At 71.6% G+C, this 22,539-nt stretch carries 20 protein-coding genes; 12 read left to right on the top strand and 8 right to left on the bottom strand.

Annotated features, from left to right (window positions below; all coding sequences use genetic code 11):
- Nucleotides 1–702: an FCD domain-containing protein gene (locus ABZ877_RS34070; RefSeq protein ID WP_361079441.1), complete on the bottom strand. Its 702-nt coding sequence runs from the start codon at nt 700–702 to the stop codon at nt 1–3.
- A 144-nt stretch (nt 703–846) separates the two neighbouring features.
- On the opposite strand from ABZ877_RS34070, the gene ABZ877_RS34065 reads away from it, so the two are divergent.
- Together ABZ877_RS34065 and ABZ877_RS34060 are read left to right on the top strand one after the other, a co-directional pair.
- On the top strand, nt 847–1,359 hold the full coding sequence (locus tag ABZ877_RS34065) for a gluconokinase (protein ID WP_361079439.1): 513 nt from the start codon (nt 847–849) through the stop codon (nt 1,357–1,359).
- A gap of 52 nt (nt 1,360–1,411) precedes the next feature.
- Complete coding sequence (locus tag ABZ877_RS34060; protein WP_361079437.1) at nt 1,412–2,818, top strand: gluconate:H+ symporter; 1,407 nt, start codon at nt 1,412–1,414, stop codon at nt 2,816–2,818.
- 91 nt (nt 2,819–2,909) lie between these two features.
- Here ABZ877_RS34060 and ABZ877_RS34055 read toward each other — a convergent pair whose 3' ends face one another.
- Nucleotides 2,910–4,451 carry an APC family permease gene (locus tag ABZ877_RS34055; protein WP_361079435.1) on the bottom strand — a complete coding sequence of 514 codons (1,542 nt, stop codon included), beginning with the start codon at nt 4,449–4,451 and terminating at the stop codon, nt 2,910–2,912.
- A gap of 41 nt (nt 4,452–4,492) precedes the next feature.
- Complete coding sequence (locus tag ABZ877_RS34050; RefSeq protein ID WP_361079433.1) at nt 4,493–5,461, bottom strand: hypothetical protein; 969 nt, start codon at nt 5,459–5,461, stop codon at nt 4,493–4,495.
- A gap of 330 nt (nt 5,462–5,791) precedes the next feature.
- Here ABZ877_RS34050 and ABZ877_RS34045 point away from each other — a divergent pair, with 330 nt between their 5' ends.
- The 6 genes from ABZ877_RS34045 (at nt 5,792) to ABZ877_RS34020 (ending at nt 10,721) form a co-directional block, all read left to right on the top strand.
- On the top strand, nt 5,792–6,682 hold the full coding sequence (locus ABZ877_RS34045) for a DMT family transporter (protein ID WP_361079431.1): 891 nt from the start codon (nt 5,792–5,794) through the stop codon (nt 6,680–6,682).
- 381 nt (nt 6,683–7,063) lie between these two features.
- Nucleotides 7,064–7,573: an NUDIX domain-containing protein gene (locus ABZ877_RS34040; protein WP_361079429.1), complete on the top strand. Its 510-nt coding sequence runs from the start codon at nt 7,064–7,066 to the stop codon at nt 7,571–7,573.
- A 21-nt stretch (nt 7,574–7,594) separates the two neighbouring features.
- Entirely contained in the window at nt 7,595–7,987 is a 393-nt protein-coding gene (locus ABZ877_RS34035; RefSeq protein ID WP_361079427.1) for a DUF202 domain-containing protein, read from the top strand.
- On the top strand, nt 7,984–8,322 hold the full coding sequence (locus ABZ877_RS34030) for a DUF202 domain-containing protein (protein WP_361079425.1): 339 nt from the start codon (nt 7,984–7,986) through the stop codon (nt 8,320–8,322). Before ABZ877_RS34035 ends, ABZ877_RS34030 begins: the two co-directional genes overlap by 4 nt.
- 130 nt (nt 8,323–8,452) lie before the next feature.
- Nucleotides 8,453–9,499 carry a phosphotransferase family protein gene (locus ABZ877_RS34025; protein ID WP_361079509.1) on the top strand — a complete coding sequence of 349 codons (1,047 nt, stop codon included), beginning with the start codon at nt 8,453–8,455 and terminating at the stop codon, nt 9,497–9,499.
- 7 nt (nt 9,500–9,506) lie between these two features.
- On the top strand, nt 9,507–10,721 hold the full coding sequence (locus ABZ877_RS34020) for an acyl-CoA dehydrogenase family protein (RefSeq protein ID WP_361079423.1): 1,215 nt from the start codon (nt 9,507–9,509) through the stop codon (nt 10,719–10,721).
- A gap of 101 nt (nt 10,722–10,822) precedes the next feature.
- On the opposite strand, the gene ABZ877_RS34015 is transcribed toward ABZ877_RS34020, so the two are convergent.
- Genes ABZ877_RS34015 through ABZ877_RS34005 form a run of 3 tightly spaced genes read right to left on the bottom strand, consistent with a single transcriptional unit; the run spans nt 10,823 to nt 13,913 of the window.
- Nucleotides 10,823–11,419, bottom strand: a complete 597-nt coding sequence (locus tag ABZ877_RS34015) for a TetR/AcrR family transcriptional regulator (RefSeq protein ID WP_361079421.1) — start codon at nt 11,417–11,419, stop codon at nt 10,823–10,825.
- A 53-nt stretch (nt 11,420–11,472) separates the two neighbouring features.
- Nucleotides 11,473–13,152, bottom strand: coding sequence for an AMP-binding protein (locus tag ABZ877_RS34010; protein WP_361079420.1), 1,680 nt, complete (start codon nt 13,150–13,152; stop codon nt 11,473–11,475).
- A complete protein-coding gene (locus ABZ877_RS34005) occupies nt 13,149–13,913 on the bottom strand; it encodes an SDR family oxidoreductase (protein WP_361079418.1) in 765 nt (254 codons plus the stop codon). The genes ABZ877_RS34010 and ABZ877_RS34005 overlap by 4 nt, the downstream gene beginning before the upstream one ends.
- 203 nt (nt 13,914–14,116) lie before the next feature.
- Here ABZ877_RS34005 and ABZ877_RS34000 point away from each other — a divergent pair, with 203 nt between their 5' ends.
- The 3 genes from ABZ877_RS34000 to ABZ877_RS33990 all read left to right on the top strand — a co-directional run bounded on the left by ABZ877_RS34000 (nt 14,117) and on the right by ABZ877_RS33990 (nt 18,211).
- The gene (locus ABZ877_RS34000; RefSeq protein ID WP_361079416.1) at nt 14,117–15,373 is read left to right on the top strand and encodes a DUF1343 domain-containing protein; all 1,257 of its coding nucleotides are present in this window, start codon (nt 14,117–14,119) and stop codon (nt 15,371–15,373) included.
- Between the two features lie 203 nt (nt 15,374–15,576).
- Nucleotides 15,577–16,830 carry an MFS transporter gene (locus ABZ877_RS33995; protein ID WP_361079507.1) on the top strand — a complete coding sequence of 418 codons (1,254 nt, stop codon included), beginning with the start codon at nt 15,577–15,579 and terminating at the stop codon, nt 16,828–16,830.
- A 97-nt stretch (nt 16,831–16,927) separates the two neighbouring features.
- Complete coding sequence (locus ABZ877_RS33990; RefSeq protein WP_361079415.1) at nt 16,928–18,211, top strand: serine-threonine protein kinase; 1,284 nt, start codon at nt 16,928–16,930, stop codon at nt 18,209–18,211.
- 46 nt (nt 18,212–18,257) lie between these two features.
- On the opposite strand, the gene ABZ877_RS33985 is transcribed toward ABZ877_RS33990, so the two are convergent.
- A complete protein-coding gene (locus ABZ877_RS33985) occupies nt 18,258–21,134 on the bottom strand; it encodes a penicillin acylase family protein (protein ID WP_361079413.1) in 2,877 nt (958 codons plus the stop codon).
- 209 nt (nt 21,135–21,343) lie between these two features.
- On the opposite strand from ABZ877_RS33985, the gene ABZ877_RS33980 reads away from it, so the two are divergent.
- On the top strand, nt 21,344–21,946 hold the full coding sequence (locus ABZ877_RS33980) for a hypothetical protein (RefSeq protein ID WP_361079411.1): 603 nt from the start codon (nt 21,344–21,346) through the stop codon (nt 21,944–21,946).
- Nucleotides 21,947–22,007: 61 nt separating this feature from the next.
- On the opposite strand, the gene ABZ877_RS33975 is transcribed toward ABZ877_RS33980, so the two are convergent.
- Entirely contained in the window at nt 22,008–22,520 is a 513-nt protein-coding gene (locus ABZ877_RS33975; RefSeq protein ID WP_361079409.1) for a hypothetical protein, read from the bottom strand.
- Between the last annotated feature and the right edge of the window lie 19 nt (nt 22,521–22,539).

Genomic DNA, 22,539 nt, shown 5'->3' with positions numbered 1-22,539 from the left:
TCAGGGCGCCAGGATGTCCAGTTCCTGGAGCGCCCCGACCGCGATCTCGCGCGTGAGCGCCTCCGCGCGCTCCGCGTCCCCTTCCCGTACCGCCTCCGCGACCGAGACGTGCAGGGTCACCGCCGCCGGGTCCGGGTCCTCGAACATGACCTGGTGGTGGGTGCGGCCCGCGAGGACCTCGGCGACGAGGTCGCCGAGGTGGGCGAACATCTCGTTGCCCGACGCGTTGAGCACGATGCGGTGGAACTCGATGTCGTGGACGAGGTAGCCCTCCAGCTGATGGCCGCGTGAGGTGGCGACCATGCCGAGCGCGCACTCGGTGAGCGCGGCGCACTGCTCGGCCGAGGCGTACCGCGCGGCGAGCCCGGCCGCGACCGGCTCGACCGCCGAACGCAGCACGGTCAGCGAGCGCAACTGGCGCGGCCGGTCGGCGCCGGCCAGCCGCCAGCGGATGACCTGCGGGTCGTAGACGTTCCACTCCGCCGCCGGGCGGACGGTGACGCCGACCCGGCGCCGCGACGCCACCAGGTGCATCGACTCCAGGACCCGGACCGCCTCGCGCATGACGGAGCGCGACACCTCGTAGCGCTGGGCGAGCTCGTCCGTGCGCAACACGCTGCCCTCGGGGTACTCGCCCGCGGTGATGGCGGGACCGAGGCTGTCCAGTACGCGGGCGTGCAGTCCCCGGTCCTTCGTGGTCATGGGGTTCAGCGTACGGTTCGGGCACGGCCAACAAAAAGTCTGACTTTTAAGTCACAGTCTCTTGAATTAGTCAGACCTATTGAGTTTCAGTGGCGTGAACACAGCGATGTCGACGAAGACACCGATGAGGACAGCGAGGCAGCGATGAGCACCCCCCACGTCGTCGTGGTCATGGGCGTAGCGGGCACCGGCAAGACAACGATCGGTCCCCTGCTCGCCGAACGGCTCGGCGTTCCGTACGCCGAGGGCGACGACTTCCACCCCCCGGCCAACATCGCCAAGATGACCGCCGGCACGCCCCTGACGGACGACGACCGCTGGCCGTGGCTGGACGCCATCGGCGAGTGGGCGCACGGCCGGGCCGGGCTCGGCGGGGTGGTCAGCTCCTCGGCCCTCAAGCGCGCCTACCGCGACCGGCTGCGAGCCGCCGCCCCCGGCGTCGTCTTCGTGCACCTCACCGGCAGCCGTGAACTCATCGAGGACCGGATGGCGCAGCGGAAGGGCCACTTCATGCCGACCGCGCTCCTGGACTCGCAGTTCGCCACGCTCCAGCCGCTCGCGGCGGACGAGGCGGGCGTCGCCGTCGATGTGTCGGGCTCTCCCGAGGAGATCGCGGACCGGGCCGTCGAGGCCCTGGCCGCGCTCGACTCCGAGTAGCTCTCAGCCCCTCCTCGTTCCCGAACCCCTTCCCACGCACCAAGGATCAACCGTGACCAGTCTCAGCGTCGAGATGCTGGCAGCGGACGCCGTCGAGCCGATCACCTCCGCGGGCCACGCCCAGCTCGGGATCGCCGTCCTCGCGGGCATCGCCGTCATCGTCCTGCTCATCACGAAGTTCAAGCTCCACGCCTTCCTGGCGCTCACCATCGGCTCGCTCGCGCTCGGCGCGGTCGCCGGGGCGCCGCTCGACAAGGTGATCACCAGCTTCACCGCGGGTCTCGGCTCCACGGTCGCGGGTGTGGGCGTGCTGATCGCGCTCGGCGCGATCCTCGGCAAGCTGCTCGCCGACTCCGGCGGCGCGGACCAGATCGTCGACACGATCCTCGCCAAGGCCGGGAAGTCCGGCGGCAAGGCGATGCCGTGGGCGATGGTCCTGATCGCCGCCGTGATCGGGTTGCCGCTCTTCTTCGAGGTCGGCATCGTGCTGCTGATCCCGGTCGTCCTGATGGTCGCCAAGCGCGGCAACTACTCCCTGATGCGGATCGGCATCCCGGCGCTCGCCGGTCTGTCGGTCATGCACGGTCTGATCCCGCCGCACCCCGGCCCGCTCGTCGCGATCGACGCCGTCAAGGCCAACCTGGGCATCACGCTCGCGCTCGGCATCGTCGTCGCGATCCCGACGGTCATCATCGCCGGTCCCGTCTTCTCCAAGTACGCCGCCCGCTGGGTGGACGTGCCCGTGCCCGACAAGATGGTCCCGGGCCGCGCCTCCGACGACCTGGAGAGGCGGCCGAGCTTCGGCGCCGCCGTCGCCACCATCCTGCTGCCGGTCGTGATGATGCTGGCCAAGGCCCTGGTCGACATCGTCGTGGACGACCCCGAGGCCACCGTGCAGCGTGTCTTCGATGTCATCGGCAACCCGCTGACCGCCCTGCTCGTCGCCGTCATCGTGGGCATGTTCACGCTCGGCCGCCCGGCCGGGTTCACCAAGGGCAAGCTCCAGGCCACCACCGAGAAGTCCCTCGCCCCGATCGCGGGCGTGCTCCTCATCGTCGGCGCGGGCGGCGGCTTCAAGCAGACCCTCATCGACTCGGGCGTCGGCCAGATGGTCCTGGACATCTCCAAGGACTGGTCCATCCCTGCGCTCCTGCTCGCCTGGCTGATCGCCGTCGTGATCCGCCTCGCCACCGGTTCGGCGACCGTCGCGACCGTCTCGGCCGCCGGTCTCGTCGCGCCCCTCGCCGCGAACATGTCGGACTCGCACACGGCGCTCCTGGTCCTCGCGATCGGCGCGGGCTCGCTGTTCTTCAGCCACGTCAACGACGCCGGGTTCTGGCTGGTCAAGGAGTACTTCGGGCTCAGCGTCGGCCAGACGGTGAAGACCTGGTCGATCATGGAGACGATCATCTCCGTGGTCGCGGGCGCCCTGGTCCTGCTGCTCTCGCTGGTCATCTAGGACCGCCCTGCAACGCACTTCGGCCCCGCCCCCCGTCACCAGAGGTGACGGGGGGCGGGGCCGAAGTGGTCCGCCGGGGCGGTGGCCGGTCTCAGCCGGCCTTCTTCTCCAGCTGGAACGCCTCGTTGCCCAGGCCGATCCGTGCGTGCGCCTCCGGGTTGCGGGAGCGCAGGACGAGGCTGTAGACGACGCCGACGAGCGCGGCGAGGGCGATGATGCCGGGCAGCAGCCAGTTCAGGGCGGAGTCGGGGCCCGAGCCGACCAGGACGTCGAAGTCCTTGATCGTGTAACCGGCGATGACGAGCAGGGCCAGGCCCGCGATACCGGACGACACCAGACGCCACGCCTGCGGGCCCGCCGCGCCGCGCTTGACGAAGAAGACGATGACCGCGAGGGACGCCGTGGCCATCAGCAGGATGACGCCGAGCGCGCCCACGTTGCCGCCCCACGTGAACAGGTGCAGGACCGGGGCGGTCGGGTCGCCCGCCTTGCCGTCGTCGGCGACCGCGAAGCACACGACGACGATCAGCGAGATCACGGACTGCAGGATCGAGCCGGTGCCGGGCGCGCCGCTGCCGCTGTTGGTGCGGCCGAAGCGGGCCGGGAGCAGGCCCTCGCGGCCCATGGCGAACGCGTACCGGGCGACCACGTTGTGGAAGCTGAGCAGCGCCGCGAACATGCCGGTGACGAACAGGACGTGGACGACGTCGGTGAAGGTCCCGCCGAGCCGGTCCTCGGTCAGGCCGAACAGGAGCGTGGTCGACTGCTTCTGGGCCGCGCCCACGATGCCCGCCGGGCCCGTGGCCACGGTCATCGCCCAGGAGCTGAACGCGAAGAAGAGGGCGACGCCGCCGACGGCCAGGAACATGACGCGGGGCACGAGGATGTGCGGGCGGCTGGTCTCCTCCGCGTAGACGGGCGCCTGCTCGAAGCCGGTGAACGCGGCGATGCAGAAGCACAGGGCGGTGCCGAGGCCGACGCCGGAGAGCGTGGACGGGTCGAAGGCGTGCATCGACAGGCCCTCGCGGCCCGGGTCGCCGAGCGCCGCGACGTCGAAGACGACCACGACGGCGACCTCGAGGAGCAGCAGGACGCCGAGCACCTTCGCGTTCACGTCGATCTTCAGCAGGGCGAGGACGCCGACCGCGACGACGGCCAGCAGCGCCGGTATCCACCAGGCCAGCTCGACGTCGAGGTACTGCTGGAAGAGGCCGGCGACCTCGAAGCCGAAGATGCCGAAGATGCCGACCTGGAGGACGCTGTACGCGACGAGCGCGACCAGGGCCGCCGCCGCGCCGGTCGTCGGGCCGAGGCCGCGGGAGATGTACGCGTAGAAGGCGCCCGCGTTGTGCACGTGGCGGCTCATCTCGGCGTAGCCGACGCTGAAGAGGGTCAGGACGATGCCGAGGATCAGGAAGAGCAGGGGCATGCCAACCACGCCCATGACGGCGAACGTCGTCGGCATCACGCCCGCGACCACCATCAGCGGCCCGGTCGCGGCGAGCACGGAGAGCAGCAGCCCGGCCGTGCCGAGCCGCCCGGCGCGCAGCGCGCTCTCCTCGCCCAGATACGTGCTGATGCCCGGCTCGGCCGCCACGGCTCTGTCGCTCGTGCTCGAACTGCCCGTCGTCATCGCGGGGTTGTCCTTCCTGGTCAGGTGCGCCGTCTGGTCGTCTAGGCCGCGCCGAGCGCGGCGTCGCGCGCGGCGTGGAACGCTTCGTACGGGTCCCGGTCCGGGTAGGACCAGGGCGCCGGGGTGAGGTGCGTGCCGATGCGGTGGAAGAGGGCGGCGGCCTCGGCGGGGCGGCCCTCGCAGTACTTGGCATGGGCCAGGAAGTTGAGGTCGATGCGGCCGCGCGGGTGGGCGGCACCGGCCCGGTCGTGCGGGTCGCCCCACTCCAGCCACCAGTCGAACGCGGCCTTCATGACGACGCGGGCCCGCCGGCCCGTCCAGTGCCCGGACGCCTTCGGGTCGGGCGGCTCGACGCCCGCCCTCGCGAGGACGCGGTAGCGCTCGGCGTGCGCGATCACCGGCAGCACCGCCAACGGCGAGTCCGCCGGGGCCTGTTCGGCGGCCCAGGCCGCGAAGTCGTACACCTCGTGCAAGGGGTCCTGACCCGCGGCGGCGCGCCGCTCGGCGAGCCTGGCCACCATCAGGTGGTGCGCGTGATGGTGGACCGGGTAGCGCAGCCGCACCTCGTCGAAGAGGCGTACGACGTCCTCCTCGCGGCCCAACTCGCGCTCCAGGAGCAGCAGACCGAGCCAGGGCGTCGGATCGCGCGGCACCAGGGCGGCGGCCTCCCGGCAGGCGGCGCGCGCCTTGTCGGGGCGGCCCTTCCCGGCCACGGCGCGGTACACGGCGGCGCAGGCGAGCAGGACGGGCGCGTCCGTCGACTCGGGTTCGGCGAGCCGCCAGTCGCGGACCCAGGCGGTGGCGGTCGGCTCCTGCGCGAGCCCCATCACGCGGTGGCCGCGGCGGTCCCAGTCGTCCCCCGTCTCGGCGAGCAGCGTCCGCGCCTCGGTCCACCGGCCCTGGGCGAGCGCGGCGCGGGCGGCGACGAGCCCGGCGTCGTCGAGCGCGGGGTCGAAGGAGTGCGCGGCCTTCTTCCGGGGGCGCCCGAGCGGAGGCGGGGGTGGGGACACCGCGGCGGTTCCTCTACGACATCTCAGCTACGACTGTTGATCCGGGATGGTCGGTCCCGGACTTCTCCGGCCACGAAGCGGCGAACGTGCGGCACTGACGCGGCACTGCGCGGCCCCGGAACGAATGATCACGCACAGCAAACCGGTAGGAGAACCTCCGCGTCAAGGGTGATCCGGTGACGAACTTGATCAACTCGGCCGTTCGCTGCCCGAGTTCGGGTGCCGGGTGTGCCGTGCGGGGTACTCGTCGTGGGGCGGCGGGCGCCCCGGGGCGCTATCGTCGGCACATAGCCACTCCAGCCCGTATCGCAGCCGTCCGAGGTGCGCAGCGTGTCGGTTCTCGTACTCGTCCTCGCCGTGAGCGCGGCGTTCTGCCTGGGCATCGGCTTCGTCCTCCAGCAGAACGCGGCGCAGCACGCCCCGCTCGGCGACTTCCTCTCCCCCCGGCTGCTGATCGACCTCGTCCGGGTGCCGCGCTGGCTCGCCGGCATCGGGTTCATGATCTGCGGCATGGCGCTGGGGGCCGTCGCGCTCGGGCGGGGCGAGGTGACGCTGGTCGAGCCGCTCCTCGCGACGAACCTGCTCTTCGCGCTCGTCCTCTCGCGCCGCCAGACGAGACAGCCGCTCGGGCGGCAGGGCTGGGCGGGCCTCCTGCTGCTCGCGGGCGGCGTCACGGCGTTCATCGTGGCGGGTCAGCCGCGCGGCGGCACGGCCGTGACCGATCCCCTACGACACTGGCTGATCATCGGCGCCATGATCGGGGGTGCGCTGTTCCTCGCGGGGCTCGCCAAGCGGTCCCGGCTCAGCGCGGGGCCCGCGCTGCTCGCCGTCGCGGCCGGGCTGCTGTACGGGGTGCAGGACGCCCTGACCCGCGTCTCCGGGCAGCGGTTCGGGGCGGACGGGTGGGGCGGGCTGCTCACGTCCTGGCAGCCGTACGCCGTCTTCGCGCTCGGGGTGACCGGGCTCGTCCTCGTCCAGAGCGCCTTCGAGACGGCGCCGCTGCGGATGTCCCTGCCCGCGCTCACCGCGGCGCAGCCGCTCGCCGGGATCGTGTGCGGGGTGGGGTTCCTCGGGGACCAGTTGCGGATGGACGCGGGGGCGCTGGCGTGGGAGGCGGTGGGGCTGGCCGGGGTCGTGGCGGGGGTGATTCTGCTGGGGCTGCATCCCGCCATGCCAGGCGCTGCCGCGCGGGACCGGGATCAGATGCGGAGCGGGGCGTAGGGGTCCGGCCGATGGGTGTGTTGCCGGGTGCGGGTCGCGTCGTGGCTGGTCGCGCAGTTCCCCGCGCCCCTGGAGGCCTGCGGCTGCGCCGCGCCTCCCCCGAGGTGCGCCTCCCCCGAGGCCGCGCCTCCCTTGAAGGCGCACCTCCCGACGACGCGCATCCCTTGAGGGCGCGCCTCCCGACGACGCGCCTCCCTGAGATGGCGCACGAAGTGCGCATCTCAGGGGCGCGGGGAACTGCGCGAGCAACCACGACGGCGGCGCACCCGGACAACGAGGGGAATGCCGCACGCAGTGCGCATTCCAGGGGCGCGGGGAACTGCGCGACCAGCCACGACGCACCCGCACCCGCACCCGGCATGGCTGGATTAGCCTCGCCGTATGGACCCCGCTGAGGAGATTCTGGACATCGTCGACGCGCAGGACCGCGTCATCGCGCAGGCCCCCCGAGGGGATGCCTACCGGCGGGGCCTACGGCACCGGGCCGTGTTCGTCCTGGCCCGGGACCCGGAGGGCAAGGTCTTTGTGCACCGGCGCACCACCACCAAGCTCGTCTTCCCGGGCCGCTACGACATGTTCGTCGGCGGAGTCGTCGGCGCCGGGGAGAGCTACGACGAGGCCGCGCTGCGGGAGGCCGAGGAGGAACTGGGCGTGCGGGGCCTCCCGGCACCGACGCCGCTGTTCAAGTTCCTGTACGAGGGCGGAGCCGACGGCGGCTCCTGGTGGTCGTCCGTCTACGAGGTGACGTGCGCGCTGCCCGTCGACCCCCAGGCCGAGGAGGTCGACTGGTACGCGTTCCTGAGCCCGGCGGAGCTGGAGCGGCGGCTCGGCGAGTGGCAGTGGACGCCGGACAGCATGGCGGCGTACGAGCGGCTCAGGGCGCGCGCGTGACGCACGGGTAAGGTCGTGCCAGTGATCGACTTCGCGCGCAACGCCCGGCTCTGGTTCGCCCCGGAGCGGGTCAGGAACGAGGGGAACACCCCCGACTACCGGTTCTCGCTGGCCAACGAGCGCACGTTCCTGGCGTGGGTGCGCACCGCGCTCGCGCTGATCGGCGGCGGCTTCGCCGTGGACCAGTTCCTGCCGGACCTGCGCTGGGCGTGGCGGGTCGGTCTCGCGCTCGCGCTGCTCGCGGCGGGGGTGCTCTGCTCGTTGCGGGCGGTGAGCCACTGGGTGCGGTGCGAGCGGGCGATGCGGCGGGGCGAGGATCTGCCGGTGTCGCGGTTCCCGGCGGTGCTGAGCCTGGTGGTGGCGCTGGTCGCGGTCGCGATGGTCGTCGTGGTGGTCGTGGGCTGGGAAGGGTGAGCGGGTCCGCCGGGGCGTACGACGCGCCCGCGCGTGATCCCGGGTTGCAGCCGGCCAGGACGCGGCTCGCGTGGCGGCGTACGACGCTGTCCTGCACGGTCGCGGCGGTGCTCGCGGTGAAGACGGTCCTGCACGGCGGGATCGGCCCGCTCGGCATCGTGTCGGCGGCGCTGTGCCTCGTGGTGTGGCTTGGTTTCCTCGCGGTGGCCCATCGCAGGATCACCGCGCTCGCGCTGCACGAGGCGGCGCCCCCGCTGCTGTCCCGGCGGGGTGCGACGACGGCGGCGTTGTGCACGGTCGCCCTGGCGGTGTTCGCGGCGGCGCTCGTGGTGTGACGGGGGCGCCCCGAGGTACGTAACGGCTGTCACGTTTCCGTCAGCCACTGGACGACATACCGACTGGTCGGCATGATGAGGTCCAGCGCATCGCCGCCCCTTGCGCACCACCCGACCGGACTCCCGGAGGATCTCGATGAGTCACCCCCCTGGCCTCGACCTCGACCAGTTGCGCGGCCACCTCGACCGTGAGCGGCCCGGCCTGGTCGGCGGTCCGCTCTCCGGGCGGCTCATCGAGGGCGGGCGCTCCAACCTGACGTACGAGGTCACCGACGGGGCCGCGAAGTGGGTGGTCAGGCGGCCGCCGCTCGGGCACGTCCTGGCCACCGCGCACGACATGAAGCGCGAGCACCGGGTGATCGCCGGACTGCACCCGACCGCCGTACCGGTCCCCGAGCCGCTGCTCCTGTGCGAGGACACGGAGGTGATCGGCGCCCCGTTCTACGTCATGGAGTTCGTGGAGGGCACCCCGTACCGGACCGCCGAGGAGCTGGCGCCGCTCGGGCCCGAGCGGACCCGGGCCGTCGTGCTCGGGCTCGTCGACACGCTCGTGGACCTGCACGCGGTGGACCCGGCGGAGGTGGGCCTCGCCGACTTCGGCCGCCCGGAGGGCTTCCTCGACCGGCAACTGCGCCGCTGGGGCAAGCAGCTCGACGCCTCCCGCAACCGCGACCTCGCCGGCATCGACGAGCTGCACGCCGCGCTCGGCCGCTCCCTGCCCGCCTCCCCCGCCGCGACGATCGTGCACGGCGACTACCGCCTCGACAACGTGCTCGTACGCCAGGACGCGGCGGACGGCGCCGACCGCATCAAAGCCATCCTCGACTGGGAGATGTCCACGCTCGGCGACCCGCTCACCGACCTCGGCCTCCTCGTCATGTACAGCGCCAAGCTGGAGCTGCCCAACTCCCCCATCTCCACGACCGCCTCGGCCCCCGGCCACCCCGCACCCGCCGAACTGGTCGAGCGGTACGCCACGCGCTCGGGGCGCGACGTGTCCGCCGTCTCCTGGTACACGGCCTTCGCCTGGTTCAAGCTCGCCGTGATTCTGGAGGGCATCCACTACCGCTACACGCTCGGCCAGACCGTCGGCGCGGGCTTCGACCGGATCGGCGAACTGGTCCCGGTCTTCATCGAGCACGGCCTCACCACCCTCCAGGACCTCAAGGAAGGCTGATCCCTCCATGGACTTCGCATTCGACGCCCGGACGCAGGAGCTGCGGGAGCGCCTCCTCGCCTTCATGGACGACCACGTGTACCCGGCCGAGGCCGTCGCCGGTGAGCAGCGCGCCGCGCTCGACTCGCCCTGGCAGACCCCGGCGATCGTCGAGGAGCTGAAGGCCGAGGCCCGCAAGCAGGGCCTGTGGAACCTGTTCCTGCCCGACGCCGAGCACGGCGCCGGGCTCACCAACCTCCAGTACGCGCCGCTCGCCGAGATCACCGGCCGCTCCCCGCAGCTCGCGCCGACCGCGCTGAACTGTGCCGCGCCCGACACCGGCAACATGGAGGTGCTCGCACAGTTCGGCTCCGAGGCCCAGAAGAAGCAGTGGCTGGAGCCGCTGCTCGCCGGGGAGATCCGCTCCGCGTTCGCGATGACGGAGCCCGAGGTCGCCTCCTCGGACGCCACGAACATCACGACGCACATCGAGCGCGACGGCGACGACTACGTCATCACGGGCCGCAAGTTCTACATCTCCGGCGCCATGAACCCGGACTGCAAGATCTTCATCGTCATGGGCAAGACCGACCCCGACGGCCCCGACATCCGCCGCCAGCAGTCCATGGTCCTCGTCCCCCGCGACACCCCGGGCGTCGAGGTCCGCCGGGCCATGACCGTGTACGGCTTCGAGGACCACTGGCACGGCGGCCACGCCGAGGTCATCTTCGACCACGCGCGCGTGCCCGCCACCAATCTGATCGGCGAGGAGGGCGGCGGCTTCGGCATCGCCCAGGCGCGGCTCGGTCCCGGCCGCATCCACCACTGCATGCGCCTGATCGGCATGGCCGAGCGCGCCATCGAGCTGATGTGCAAGCGGGCCGTCGCCCGTACCGCCTTCGGCAAGCCGCTCGCCCAGCAGGGTGTCGTGCAGGAGTGGATCGCGGACGCGCGCGTGGCCGTGGAGCAGTTGCGCCTCCTCGTCCTGAAGACGGCCTGGCTGATGGACACGGTCGGCAACCGTGGCGCCCACACCGAGATCCAGTCCATCAAGATCGCCACCCCGCGCACGGTCGTCGACATCATCGACAAGGCGGTGCAGTTGTACGGGGCGGGTGGTGTGTCGCAGGACTATCCGCTGGCGGAGCTCTGGGCGGGGGCGCGGACGCTGCGCTTGGCTGATGGGCCGGACGAGGTGCACCAGCGCTCGCTCGCGCGGCGGGAGCTGAAGCGGTACGTCTAGTTTCATTGCCGGGTGCGGGTGCTTCGTGGCTGGTCGCGCCCCGCAGCGGAGCTGCTGATCGATACGGCCCCGCGCCCCTGGGGTCAGTGTCCGCCGCCGCTCTACGGGCGCAGCGCCCGGAGGAGCAGGTCCGCCAGTTGGTCGGCGAGTTGCTGCGGGGTGAGCGGGCCGTCGGGGCGGTACCAGGTGGACAGGTGGTGGACCGAGCCGAAGTGGTAGTCGACGACGAGGTCGGCCGGGGTCTCGGTGGAGAAGACGCCGGTCTTCTGGCCCTCCTCGATCAGCGCCCGGAACCGCTCGTGGTAGCGCCGGCGCTCGGCCCGTACCTGCTTGTTCTTCTCGGGGCTGAGGTGGTGCATGGAGCGGAAGAAGATCGAGGCGTCGTCGAGGTTGTCGATCGTCGTCACGACGACGTCCGCCGCGGCCTCGCGCAGCCGCTGCTCGACCGGCTCGTCCCGGTCGGCGAACGCGTCGAGCCGCTCCTGCTGGAGGCGGAGCACGCGCGCGTACACCTCGTGCAGGAGATCGTCCTTGGAGCCGAAGTAGTGGTAGAGGGCGCCTTTGGTGACGCCCGCCGCCTCCACGATCTCCTGCACCGACGTGCGGTCGTAGCCGCGCTCGGCGAACAGCCGGGTGGCGGCCGCGAGGAGTCGTTGCGGAACGGGCGTGCCGTCGCCGTCCGTCGTCGTCCTGGGCACTGCCGCCACCTGCCTTTCGCTCACTTCGTGTCTCACTCCGCGGGAGAACGTCCTCACTCGTGGGCCGAACGCAACTCTCGTCGGAGGATCTTCCCACTCGCCGTCTTGGGAAGCTCGCGCAGGACCTCCACCTCGCGGGGGTACTTGTACGCGGCGAGGCGTTCCGCGCAGTACGCGGACAGCTCCTCGGAGGTGGCGTCGGCGCCGGGGCGCAGGCTCACGTACGCCTTGACGGTCTCGCCGCGGTAGGGGTCCGGGACGCCTACGACGGCCGCCTCGCGCACGGCGGGGTGGGTGTAGAGGACGTCCTCGACCTCGCGGGGCCAGACCTTGAAGCCGGACGCGTTGATCATGTCCTTCTTGCGGTCGACGACGTAGAGCCAGCCGCTCTCGTCCATGAAGCCGATGTCGCCGGTGCGCAGCTCGCCGTCGGGGAACGCCTCGGCGGTGGCGTCGGGGCGGCGCCAGTAGCCGGGCACGACCTGGGGGCCGCGCACCGCTATCTCGCCCTGTTCGCCGAACGGCACCTCGTTGCCGAGGTCGTCGAGGATGCGGACGACCGACTCGGGGCCGGGCACGCCGACCGCGAGGGTGCCGGAGACCGGGTCGACGGGCGCCTCGACGCCGGGCGGCACGGAGGCGCAGGGCGCGGTGCACTCGGTGAGCCCGTAGCCGTTGTGGATGTAGGGGCCGAAGTCGGCGCGGAACTTCTCCACGAGGGCGGGCGGCACCGGCGCGCCGCCCGAGGAGATGGAGGCGAAGGAGGCGAAGTGCTCGCGGGTCGCCTGCGGCTGGGCGCCGAGCGCCATGAACGCGGTGGACGGGCCGACCGTGTAGGCGGGCTTGTGCTCGGCGAACGCGTCGAGGACGACGCCGGGCTCGAAGCGGTAGGCGAGCGCGAGCGTCCCCGTGTTGGCGACGCACGCGACGAGTTCGCAGACCATGCCGGTGATGTGGAACAGCGGCGCGAGCGCGAAGTACGTGGCGCCTTCGGGGATGCCGAGCCCGGTCCGCTGCCGCTCGGCGTTGTACATGATGTTGCGGTGCAGGTTGGTGGCGCCCTTGGGGGTGCCGCTCGTACCCGAGGTGTAGCTGATCAGCGCGATGTCGTCGGCGGCCGGCAGCCGGTCCGGCGCGGGCGCCGCGTGGCCTGCGCGGGCGACGGCCACCAGGTCGTCGGCGTCCTCGGCCACCGGGGTCACCCGGTCGAACTTCAGGACCCGCTCGTCGTTGCGCGTCTGGAGGTCGAGCTCGCAGGCGGTGAGCACGACGCGGACGGCCGGCGCGTCCGCCGCCGTCCCGCGCAGATACGCCTCCCAGGCCCGGTCCGTACAGACGAGGCCGGTCACCTCGGCGTCGTGCAGGACGTGCCCGACCTCGCCCGACTTGTACATCGGGTTGACGGGGACGACGACCGCGCCCGCCTTGAACGCGCCGAGCAGCGCGAGCACGAAGTGCGGGCTGTTCTGCAGCATGATCGCGACCCGGTCGCCGCGCTGGAGCCCCTTGGCGGCGAGGTGCCCGGCCACCGAGTCCGACAGGGCGTCGACCTCGGCGTAGGTGAGGCGGCCGTCGAAGTAGGCGAGGGCGGTGCGGTCGGGGGCGCGGCGCACGGCGTCGGCGAAGGCGTGGGCGAGGGTGGCGGCCGGGTGGACCGGCGCCTTCTGCGCGTCGTTGAGGACGCCGAGCCAGGGCCGGGCGGCGTAGATCGAGCCGGTCGTCACGTCCGTCACCGGGTGGCCTCCCACTTCTGCTGGATGCGGTTCATGTTGGCGAGCCAGCGCTCGGGGACGGCGGCGCGGGCCGCGTAGTACTCGGCGACCTCGGGGTGCGGCAGGATCAGGAAGCGGTCCTCCTCCATCCCCTTGAACAGCGCCTCCGCGACGTCGTCGGGCTCGATCGCGGTCGGCGCGAGCACCAGCTCACCGGCCGATCCGGCGGCGGTCAGCATGTCGGTGCGGACGCCCTGCGGGCAGATCGCGTGCACCTTGATCCCCCGGTGCCGGTACGTGAGCGACAGCCATTCGGCGAAGGCGTACGCGCCGTGCTTGGTGACGCTGTACGGGGCCGCGCCGACCATGGTCAGCAGTCCGGCGGCGGAGACGGTGGAGACGAAGCGGCCGCTGCCGCGCTCCAGCCAGTCGGGGATGAGGGCGTGCGCGGCGCGGACGTGCGCCATGACGTTGACGTCCCAGGCCAGCGCCCACACCTGCTCGTCGGCGGCCTCGGTGCCGCCGGAGGCGAGCCCGGCGTTGGCGCAGTAGACGTCGACGGTGCCGCCGAGCGCGTCGCGGGCCTCGTCGATGATCGCGGAGGCGTCGCCGGGGACGGCCGTCGCGCCGATCTCGCCGGCGACCTTCGCGGCCTTGTCGGCGTCCAGGTCGTTGACGACGACACGGGCCCCGGTGGCGGCGAACCGGCGGGCGAGCGCGGCACCGATGCCACCGCCCGCGCCGGTCACGACGATCCCCTGGCCTTGCAGACTCTCCACCATCGGTCTCCTTCGACACGACTTCGGCACGCCGCGGAACGGCTCGGTTGCCTCAGCAGACTAACCAGTCGGTATGTCGTCACGGAAGGGGTTTCCGTAGGTGATCCGCGTGCGCTTCGTTCCCCGTCACCGGTCCGGGGGTTAGCGTGCATGGGCATGCCAGTTCCGCTGATGCCGATACGGACGCCGACGCCGGAGGTTTTCGCATGAACGTGTCGAGACGGTTGCTGCTCGCGGCGAGCGCGGGGGCGGTGGGTGCGACCGGCGCCCTGAGCCTGGGCGCCGGCTCGGCGAGCGCCGCGCCCGGTGGCGGGCACCGCCTGCGGACCGGCTTCGAGCGGCTCCGCGCGGACGGCTACCGGCTGCTCGACGGCGAACGGGTCGGCATCGTCACCAACCCGACCGGCGTCACCCGCGATGTCCGGCACATCGTCGACGTCATGCACCCCGACGACCGCGTGAACCTGACCGCGGTGTTCGGCCCCGAGCACGGCTTCCGCGGCACCGCACAGGCGGGCGGCTCCGAGGGCCGCTACGACGACCCGGCGACCGGACTCCCCGTCTACGACACGTATCTGAAGAGCGGGCAGGCGCTGGCCGACATCTTCACGGCGTCCGGCGTCGACACGGTCGTCTTCGACATCCAGGACGTGGGCGCGCGCTTCTACACGTACATCTGGACGCTGTACGACTGCATGGAGGCGGCCCAGCTCGCGGGGAAACGGTTCGTCGTCCTGGACCGCCCGAACCCGGTGACCGGCCGGAACGCGTACGGTCCCGTCCTGCACAAGGAGTTCGCCACGTTCGTCGGCCGCCGGGAGATCTCGCAGGCCCACGGCATGACGGTGACGGAGCTTGCGCGCCTGTTCAACGCCGAGTACCTGGCCCGCCCCGTCGAGCTGACGACCGTGACGATGACGGGCTGGCGGCGCGGGGACTTCTACGACGCCTCGGGCCTGCCGTGGGTCCCGCCGAGCCCGAACATGCCGACCCCGGACACGGCGCTCGTCTACTCCGGCACCTGCCTCTTCGAGGGCACGAACCTCTCCGAGGGCCGCGGCACCACCCGCCCCTTCGAACTCCTCGGCGCGGACGGCATCGACGGCCGCTGGGCGGCGAGGGCGAACGAGGAGGGACTGCCCGGGGTGAAGTTCAGGGAGGCGTACTTCGCCCCGACGTTCTCCAAGTTCCAGGGGAAAACGATCGGCGGCGTCCAGCTCCACGTGGACGACAGGGAGACCTTCGACCCGGTCCGCACCGGCATCGCCCTGCTCATCACGGCGAAGAAGGTCTGGCCGGGCTTCGCCTGGCGCCCGGACAACTGGATCGACAAGCTGACGGGCTCGACCCAGGTCCGCACGATGATCGACGCCGGAGCGACCACGGACGAGGTGGTAGCAGCCTGGCAGGACGAATTGCGCACATTCCGCAGCACCCGAGCGAAGTATCTGACGTACAGGTAGAGGTACCTCAGGGGCGCGGGGAACTGCGCGAGCAACCACGACGAGCCCCGCACCCGGCGACGATCTCATCAACCGAGACGGCGCGTCCCACCCATTGACTGCAAGATACAGCTACCGCAAAAGTACGGAGCGTGCTCAAAGACGACCCCACCAGCCAGAACAAGGCCCCGGCCCCGCCGAATCCGCACCCCCAGGCGGAGAGCCTGAGACGCGTGGCCGTGGCCAGTTTCATCGGCACCGCCATCGAGTTCTACGACTTCTACGTCTACGGAACGGCCGCCGCGCTCGTCCTGAACGAGGCGTTCTTCCCGAACCTGTCCTCGCTCAACGCGACGCTCGCCTCGTTCTCGACGTACGCCGTCGCGTTCGCGGCCCGCCCGATCGGCTCGCTGGTCTTCGGACACTTCGGCGACCGGGTCGGCCGCAAGTCGGTCCTGGTGGCGTCGCTGCTCCTGATGGGCCTGTCGACGGCGTTCGTCGGCCTGCTCCCCGGCTACGACACGCTCGGCGTCTGGGCGCCGCTCCTCCTCGTCCTGCTCAGGTTCCTGCAAGGTGTGGGCCTGGGCGGCGAGTGGGGCGGCGCCGCGCTCCTTGCGGTGGAGCACGCGCCGCGCGGCAGGCGCGGCATGTTCGCGGCGTTCCCCCAGCTCGGCCCGTCGGTCGGCTTCTTCGCGGCGACCGGCATCTTCTGGCTGCTCTCCGAGTCGCTTTCGGACGACGCGTTCCGGTCGTGGGGCTGGCGCGTCCCGTTCCTGCTCTCCTTCCTCCTGGTCGCCGTCGGCCTGTTCGTACGGCTGAGGATCAGCGAGACACCGGTCTTCGCGAAGGTCATGGCGGAGCAGGAGGCCAGCAAGGCGCCCGCCCTGGAGGTCTTCAAGCGCCATCCCCGGGAGATCCTGCTCGGCGCGGGCGGCATGGTGATCGCGTACGGCCTCTTCTACACGGCGACCACGTACTGCCTGGCGTACGGCACGAAGACGCTCGGCGTGCCGCGCTCCACGATGCTCGCGGTGTCCTTGGTGGCGTGTCTGTTCCTGGCCGCCGGTACCTGGCTGGCGGCGACGCGCTCGGACGCGGGCGGCCGGCGCAGGATGGTCCTCGTGGGCTCGGCCCTGGCCGTCGTCTGGGGGCTCGCCCTGTTCCCGCTGATGGACACCGAGCAGCCCGTGCTCATCGCGCTCGCGCTCGGTGGCGCCCTGTTCTGCATGGGGGTCGTCTACGGCCCGATGGGGGCTTATCTGCCGGAGCTGTTCGGGGTGCGGGTGCGCTACTCGGGCGCCTCCTTCGCGTACAACCTGGGCGGTGTGCTCGGCGGCGCGGTGGCGCCGCTGGTGGCGACGCGGCTCCAGGGCGCGTTCGGCTCGTCGTCGGTGGGCTGGTACGTGAGCGCGATGGCGGTCGTCTCGCTGCTGTGCGTCCTCGCGCTGCCGGAGACCCGCGAGCGCGAACTGGCCTGACCCCGCCCGGCGATGCCGCCGACGGACGTATGGCCAATCACCGGCCCCCGCAGGACGATGCGGCACACCGCACGGACTACTGCCACGGGGGTGGGCCATGGCCGTACCGGAAGTACACGTACGTCCCTACTGGGAGCTGGTGTTCGACGCCGACGGGGACCCGGAGCCCGGACGGCGCGACCGGCTGCTGCGCGAGGTGCGCGAGCGCGGCGTCCGGGACCTGATCCTCCTCACGCACGGCTGGAACAACGACCGGGACATGGCGGTCCGCCTCTTCGACCGCTTCTTCGCACCGATCCCGTCGCTCGCGCCCGGTGCCGCGCTCGGCTACGCGGGGCTGCGGTGGCCGTCCATGCGCTTCACGGACGAGGAGATCCCGGACTTCGACCGGGCCCGCGCGGCGAGTGCTCCGGCCGCTCCGGTCGCGCCCCGCACGACGCTCGACCAGGGCACCAGGCAGGCGCTCGGGCGGACCTTCCCGCACAGTGAGACGGTCGTCGGCAAGCTGGGCGGGCTCCTCGGCGAACAGCCGGACCGGGCCGACGCCTTCGACCAGTTCGGCGGGTTGACCCGGCAGCTCGTCGGGGTCCGCCCCAGCGCGCTCGGCGCGGACGTCGAGGGCGAGGACTCCCCGCACACCGCCCCGGCGATGCTCCAGGAGAACACGCGGGCGATGTGCGAGCAGTTCGCCGAGGCGCTGGAGGCGGCGACGGGCCTCGCGGGGTTCCGGCTGCCCGGCGGTCTCGCCAGGGCGTGGCAGGGCGCCCATGAACTGCTGCGCCAGGCCACGTACTTCGCGATGAAGCGACGTGCGGGCAAGGTCGGCAAGGACGGGCTCGGGCCGCTCCTCGGCCGCCTCGCGCACGACGCACCGGACGTGCGGGTGCATCTGGTGGGGCACAGCTTCGGGGCGCGGCTCGTGTCGTTCGCGCTCGCCGGACTGCCGAACGCCGCCCGCAACGTGAAGTCGGTGACGCTGCTCCAGGGCGCGTTCTCGCACTACGCCTTCGCGGGCCGCGGCGCCCTGAAGGGGAAGCAGGCGCGGATCGACGGGCCGCTGGTCTCCTGCTACTCGCACTTCGACATGGCGCTGTCCACGATGTACCCGCTGGCGTCCCGGCTGGCCGGGGACGACCGCGGCGCCATCGACCTCGGGGTCCGCTGGGGCGCCATGGGGTACGACGGCGTCCAGGACATTCCCGGCGCGGTCCGGCTCACGCTGGCGGAGGCGCTGAGGTCGGGCGTCCCCGGCCAGGGGTGCGTGAGCGTGGACGCGGCCCAGGTCGTGCGCCGCGGCGAGCCCCCGGCCGGGGCCCACAGCGACATCCTCCATCCGGAGCTGGCCCGGGTGGTGCTCGGGGCCGGACGGGTGCGCGCGTAGGCGGTGCGGGGCGGACGGCGCGTGCCGACCGCCCCGCGTCCCCCCCTCAGCGGTGCGTCGGGAACTCCACCACCTGCTGGTACGTCGGACGGTTCTGCCACTGGATGCCCCGGTGGGTGATCCCGCCGAGCGCCCGGTGGACGATGGTGTCCGCGCACCACTGGTCCCCGGCCTTGCAGCTGTCGTCACCGGGGTACACCTCGGTGGCGGGCTTGGCCGCGGCGGTGGCGAGGCTCGTCAGGAGCGCGGTGCGGCAGGCCGTGAGCGATCCGGCGCCGCAGTAGGTGTCGCCGAGCTTGCCCCGCACCGGCCGGCCGAGGACCGTGCGCAGGTCCTTGTCGACATAGCCCCACCAGCCGTACTGGAACGAGGAACCGGCGTGCGATCCGGTCGGCCCGTGTCCGGCGGAGGGCGACTCGTCGACGCTGAGCTGCCCGGTGAGCGCCTGGTAGAGATCGGCGCCGAGCCCCGGCTTGAACTCGGCCTCCACCAGGAGCGGCCACCAGGCGTCCATGATCCGTACGGCGTCGGGGTGCGCGTACGTCTTGGAGCCCGCCGCCGTCTGGTTGCGCTGGGCGCCCGCCCTGCCCCACGCCTCCAGCTGCTGCACGGCCTTCTCGACGGCGGGGTCGGTGACGGGCGCGCTGCGGATCACCGCGAGCAGCTCGGGCAGCACCTGTTCGCCGCGCAGGTCGGTGACGGCGGCCTCCTCCATGGCCTGGGTGAGCGAGGCGCGGGTAACGCCGCCCTTGGCGGTCAGCTTCTTCACGCGGTCGTCGAGGAGGTTGCCGCGGTGCACGGCGCCGAGGCTGAAGTTGGCGGCGGTGAAGCCCCTGGCCTGCTTGTTGTTCCAGGAGATGTAGTAGTCCTGATTGATGGAGTTGGGGTGCTGGGACGGCGGGGTGAGGGCCGCCGTGTTGTTCGTCGGGTCGAAGTCCTGCCACTCATACGCCTGTTCGCCCTTGACGGGCAGGGACATGTCGACGTCCTTGGCGCGCACCGGGTTGTCGCCGCTGTTGTAGTACGCGATGTCGCGGCTGTCGGCGTAGAACCAGTTGAAGGCGTAGCTGATGTGCTGGGCCGCCTTCTGGAACGACGCGGCGTCCGTGACGTAGGACGGGTCGTTCAGCATCTGGAAGCCGATGATCGAGTCGGCCTCGTGGCGGTAGGTCGAGCGCAGCGACGTGTAGGCGACGGGCTTGCCGTCGACGGTGGCGCGGTGCGTGACGATGCCGTACTTGGTGCGGAAGACCTGCATCCGGTAGGAGCCCGCGGCCGTGGAGTCGGCGACCGTCGGCTTCCAGGCGTTGGTCTTCTCCAGCTTCTCCATGGGGGTGCAGGTGCCCCGGTAGAGGTAGGAGGTGGAGTTCTTCGTCGGGGCTCCGCCGCCCGGCTCGCACAGCGGGACCGCGTAGGTGTCGGTGATGTCCTGCCCGGCGGACGTCGCCGACCAGGAGTAGTCCTGGCCGCGGCCGAGCTGGACGTACATGCCGACGCCCGCGAAGGAGACGCCGCGCGCGCTGATGCCGGGGCCCTGCAGCTCCTGCATCATCAGCAGTTGCGGCGCGAAGTAGCCGGTCTGCGGTCCGAACACGGCGACCGGGTTGCCGGAGGCGGTGTGCTTGCCGGAGACGAGGAGGGCGTTGGACATGCCCTTCTTGGAGGCGGAGCCGGTGAACATGTCGGCGGGGAGCACGCCGTCGTCGTACATGCCCTGGAGCGGCTGGAGCTTCGACGGCGCCTTCACCGGGTCCTTGGCGACGGTGCCGGACCTCGCCGCCGTCGCCGCCGAGCCCGTGCGGTCGTACACGAGTTGCTCGCGGGTGACGGAGTTCTTGTCGGGCATGGCCTGGCCGCGTGCGGTGGCCGGTTTCTGCCCGTAGGGGAAGCTCGTGCCGTCGTGGATGGTGGTGACGGTCTCGGGGTCGTCGCGGCCCCGGAAGGACTCCCAGACCTGGGTGCCCTTCTCGACGCCGTACTTCTCCTGCGCCTTCATGAGCGAGAGGGCCGCCTCGACCTCTCCCCCGCCGCCGTTGCCGAACAGCCCGCCGACCACCGAGGCGAGCGCGATCATGTCGGTGATCTTGAACGGCTGTATCTCGCCGCTGTTGGTGATCGCGTCGATCTTGCCGGTGAGGACGTACTCGCCGGGGAAGTAGCGGCCGTTCTTGGACTTGACCCGGTAGGCGTTGAGGCCGTCGATGTAGGCCTGCGCGTCCTCCATGGCCTGCTGCCCGCGGGCGCCGCCGGTCGACTTGATGTAGTCGACCTGTTTCTGCAGGTCGTCCTCGGTGTACGGGGCCTGCGGCCAGAACTCCTGCTCAAGGCCCTGGTTCGCGAGGGCGCCGCCCGCGAACGAGGTCAGCTCGCCGCGGCCGATGTGCCGGAACAGGTCGATGAGCCAGAGCCGGTCCTGACCTGCGGCGTATCCGGCGCCGAACTCGGTCCCGTAGCGCGTGGAACCTTTGATGTGGGGTACGCCGTTCTTCTTGTCACGGGTGATCGTCACATCGTCGCGCGGGCGGGTGACGGACCCCACCTGGCCGTCGGGGACACCGAAGGAGGCGTCGTTGAAGAAGTTCGTGAGCGTGTCATCCGTGAGTGAGGGGTAGCCGGAGGACAGGGCGTCGTAAGGGCCGAGCTGATCGTCGGCGTGAGCGGGCTGGGTACCGAGCAGCTTGTGGGCGAGGATCTCGGCGAGCGTGGCACTGCCGTTCGCCCCGGGCGGCAGGATGTCCGCGCACTGTCCCTTGCAGTGGTCGCTGACGGGTACGGGGTCGTCGGCGGCCGTGGCCGTCGAGAGAGGGGAGAGCAGTCCCGCGGTGAGCACGAGCGCCGCGGCGGCCGTAATTCTCCGCAAGGAGCCGCCGGACTGGCTGACTGGCTTTCTGTGCAGGGTGGTTCGTGGGATGCGTCGTCGCATGCCTGGTCCTCCCGACGATGGTGAGCCGGAGGTTACCGGCGGTTAGCCGACGACAGAAGATGAACATGCGTCACGTTTTCGGAATCCACACAGGAACAAAGATTCACCGTCCGGAAAAGGGATCCGATTCGCGTGTCGATACGTCTACTCGGCGACGTCGTTCTTTTGCCGCGGCGACGCCGACGTACGGGTGACGGAGGTGCAGGGCGATGGCTGGATTCCGAAGTCTGGCAAGACAGGTGCGCGACCCGAGGAACGATCTGGCGCTGCGGCGCTACTCGCTGCGCAAGTGCCTGGAGCGGTTCGCTCCCTACGGGCACCGGGCCACCTGGGACCATCTGTGCTCGCGGGCCGGGTTCGGCCCCGAGGACCGCTCCCCCGAGCCGGCCCGCCTGGTGGCGGCCCTGGAGGAGCTGGAGGAGGCGCGGGCCGTGTGGCTCGCGTACGAGTTCGCGTTCGCCCAGCGACGGCGCAAGGAGAAGCACGACGGGCTGCGCCGCCCGGGCAGCGTCGACGACTGGCACCGGCTGACCTGGGGCGGCTTCGGCGTCGCCTGGTGCGACGACCCCAGGGTGCACCCCACGGCGCCGCTGGCCGAGGTGTTGCGCCGGCTGATCGCGGCCCTGGAGCGCGAGCCCGGCGACAGGTGCCCCGTGTGCGCGGGCACCGAGCTGGTCTGGCAGCACGACCTGGCGCACGAGCCGTCGTCGGGCCCCGTCTGCGCCCACTGCGGCATCGTGGTGCCGCGCCCGGTGCTCACCGACGAGGCCGTGGCGGCGTCGAGGCGGGTGCGGCAGTTGGTCACGGCCTAGGAGGACGTACGGTGCGACGGGGGTGCGGCGCACCCCCGGCCCTCCGGGTCCGCCGGGCGGCTCAGGGGCGGATGACGTCCGTATGGATCGCCATCTTGAACTCGGCGAGGGTGATCGGCACCGCGATTTTGGTGTCACCGGCCCGCGCCGAGATCTTGAAGCCGACCGGGGTGCCCGGGTGGACGAACATCTGCCAGGTGTAGGAGCGGTACTGGCCGCCGCCCGTCGCCGAGATGTCCGTCGTCGCCGTCGAGTCGTAGCGGGTCGACAGGTTCAGCGGGTCGCGCACGAAGCGGGCCCGGTACTCGGTGGCGCGGCTGTCCGGCGCCCAGTAGAGCAGCGCCGACAGGGTGGCCCAGCCGTCGTGGCTCGGCCAGATCAGGCCGGAGCGCGCGTCCGGGTACTTCGAGGCGCCGCCGCCCGCGGCCGGATCGTGCATCTTCCACGGGTCGTACGACTCCTCGGCCGCCGCGTAAGGGAAGCGCACGAGGTGGTAGCCGTCGCTGTCGTAGACGATCTTCTGGGCTCCCGAGTGCGCGGACTCGAACTTGAGTGAGCAGACTGCTACGGGCATGTCGTGTCCGATCCCCGCC

The organism is Streptomyces sp. NPDC046939 (assembly GCF_040644575.1).
GTDB lineage: Bacteria > Actinomycetota > Actinomycetes > Streptomycetales > Streptomycetaceae > Streptomyces.
This window is presented reverse-complemented; position numbering and strand designations above follow the sequence as displayed.

Excerpts from the sequence above, each read along its gene's own strand:
- ABZ877_RS34020 (WP_361079423.1), top strand. The coding sequence starts at position 9,507 with ATGGACTTCGCATTCGACGCCCGGACGCAGGAGCTGCGGGAGCGCCTC.
- ABZ877_RS34065 (WP_361079439.1), top strand. The coding sequence starts at position 847 with ATGAGCACCCCCCACGTCGTCGTGGTCATGGGCGTAGCGGGCACCGGC.
- ABZ877_RS34070 (WP_361079441.1), bottom strand. The coding sequence starts at position 702 with ATGACCACGAAGGACCGGGGACTGCACGCCCGCGTACTGGACAGCCTC.
- ABZ877_RS33985 (WP_361079413.1), bottom strand. The coding sequence starts at position 21,134 with ATGCGACGACGCATCCCACGAACCACCCTGCACAGAAAGCCAGTCAGC.
- ABZ877_RS34005 (WP_361079418.1), bottom strand. The coding sequence starts at position 13,913 with ATGGTGGAGAGTCTGCAAGGCCAGGGGATCGTCGTGACCGGCGCGGGC.
- ABZ877_RS33990 (WP_361079415.1), top strand. The coding sequence starts at position 16,928 with ATGGCCGTACCGGAAGTACACGTACGTCCCTACTGGGAGCTGGTGTTC.
- ABZ877_RS34000 (WP_361079416.1), top strand. The coding sequence starts at position 14,117 with ATGAACGTGTCGAGACGGTTGCTGCTCGCGGCGAGCGCGGGGGCGGTG.
- ABZ877_RS33980 (WP_361079411.1), top strand. The coding sequence starts at position 21,344 with ATGGCTGGATTCCGAAGTCTGGCAAGACAGGTGCGCGACCCGAGGAAC.
- ABZ877_RS33975 (WP_361079409.1), bottom strand. The coding sequence starts at position 22,520 with ATGCCCGTAGCAGTCTGCTCACTCAAGTTCGAGTCCGCGCACTCGGGA.
- ABZ877_RS34055 (WP_361079435.1), bottom strand. The coding sequence starts at position 4,451 with ATGACGACGGGCAGTTCGAGCACGAGCGACAGAGCCGTGGCGGCCGAG.
- ABZ877_RS34040 (WP_361079429.1), top strand. The coding sequence starts at position 7,064 with ATGGACCCCGCTGAGGAGATTCTGGACATCGTCGACGCGCAGGACCGC.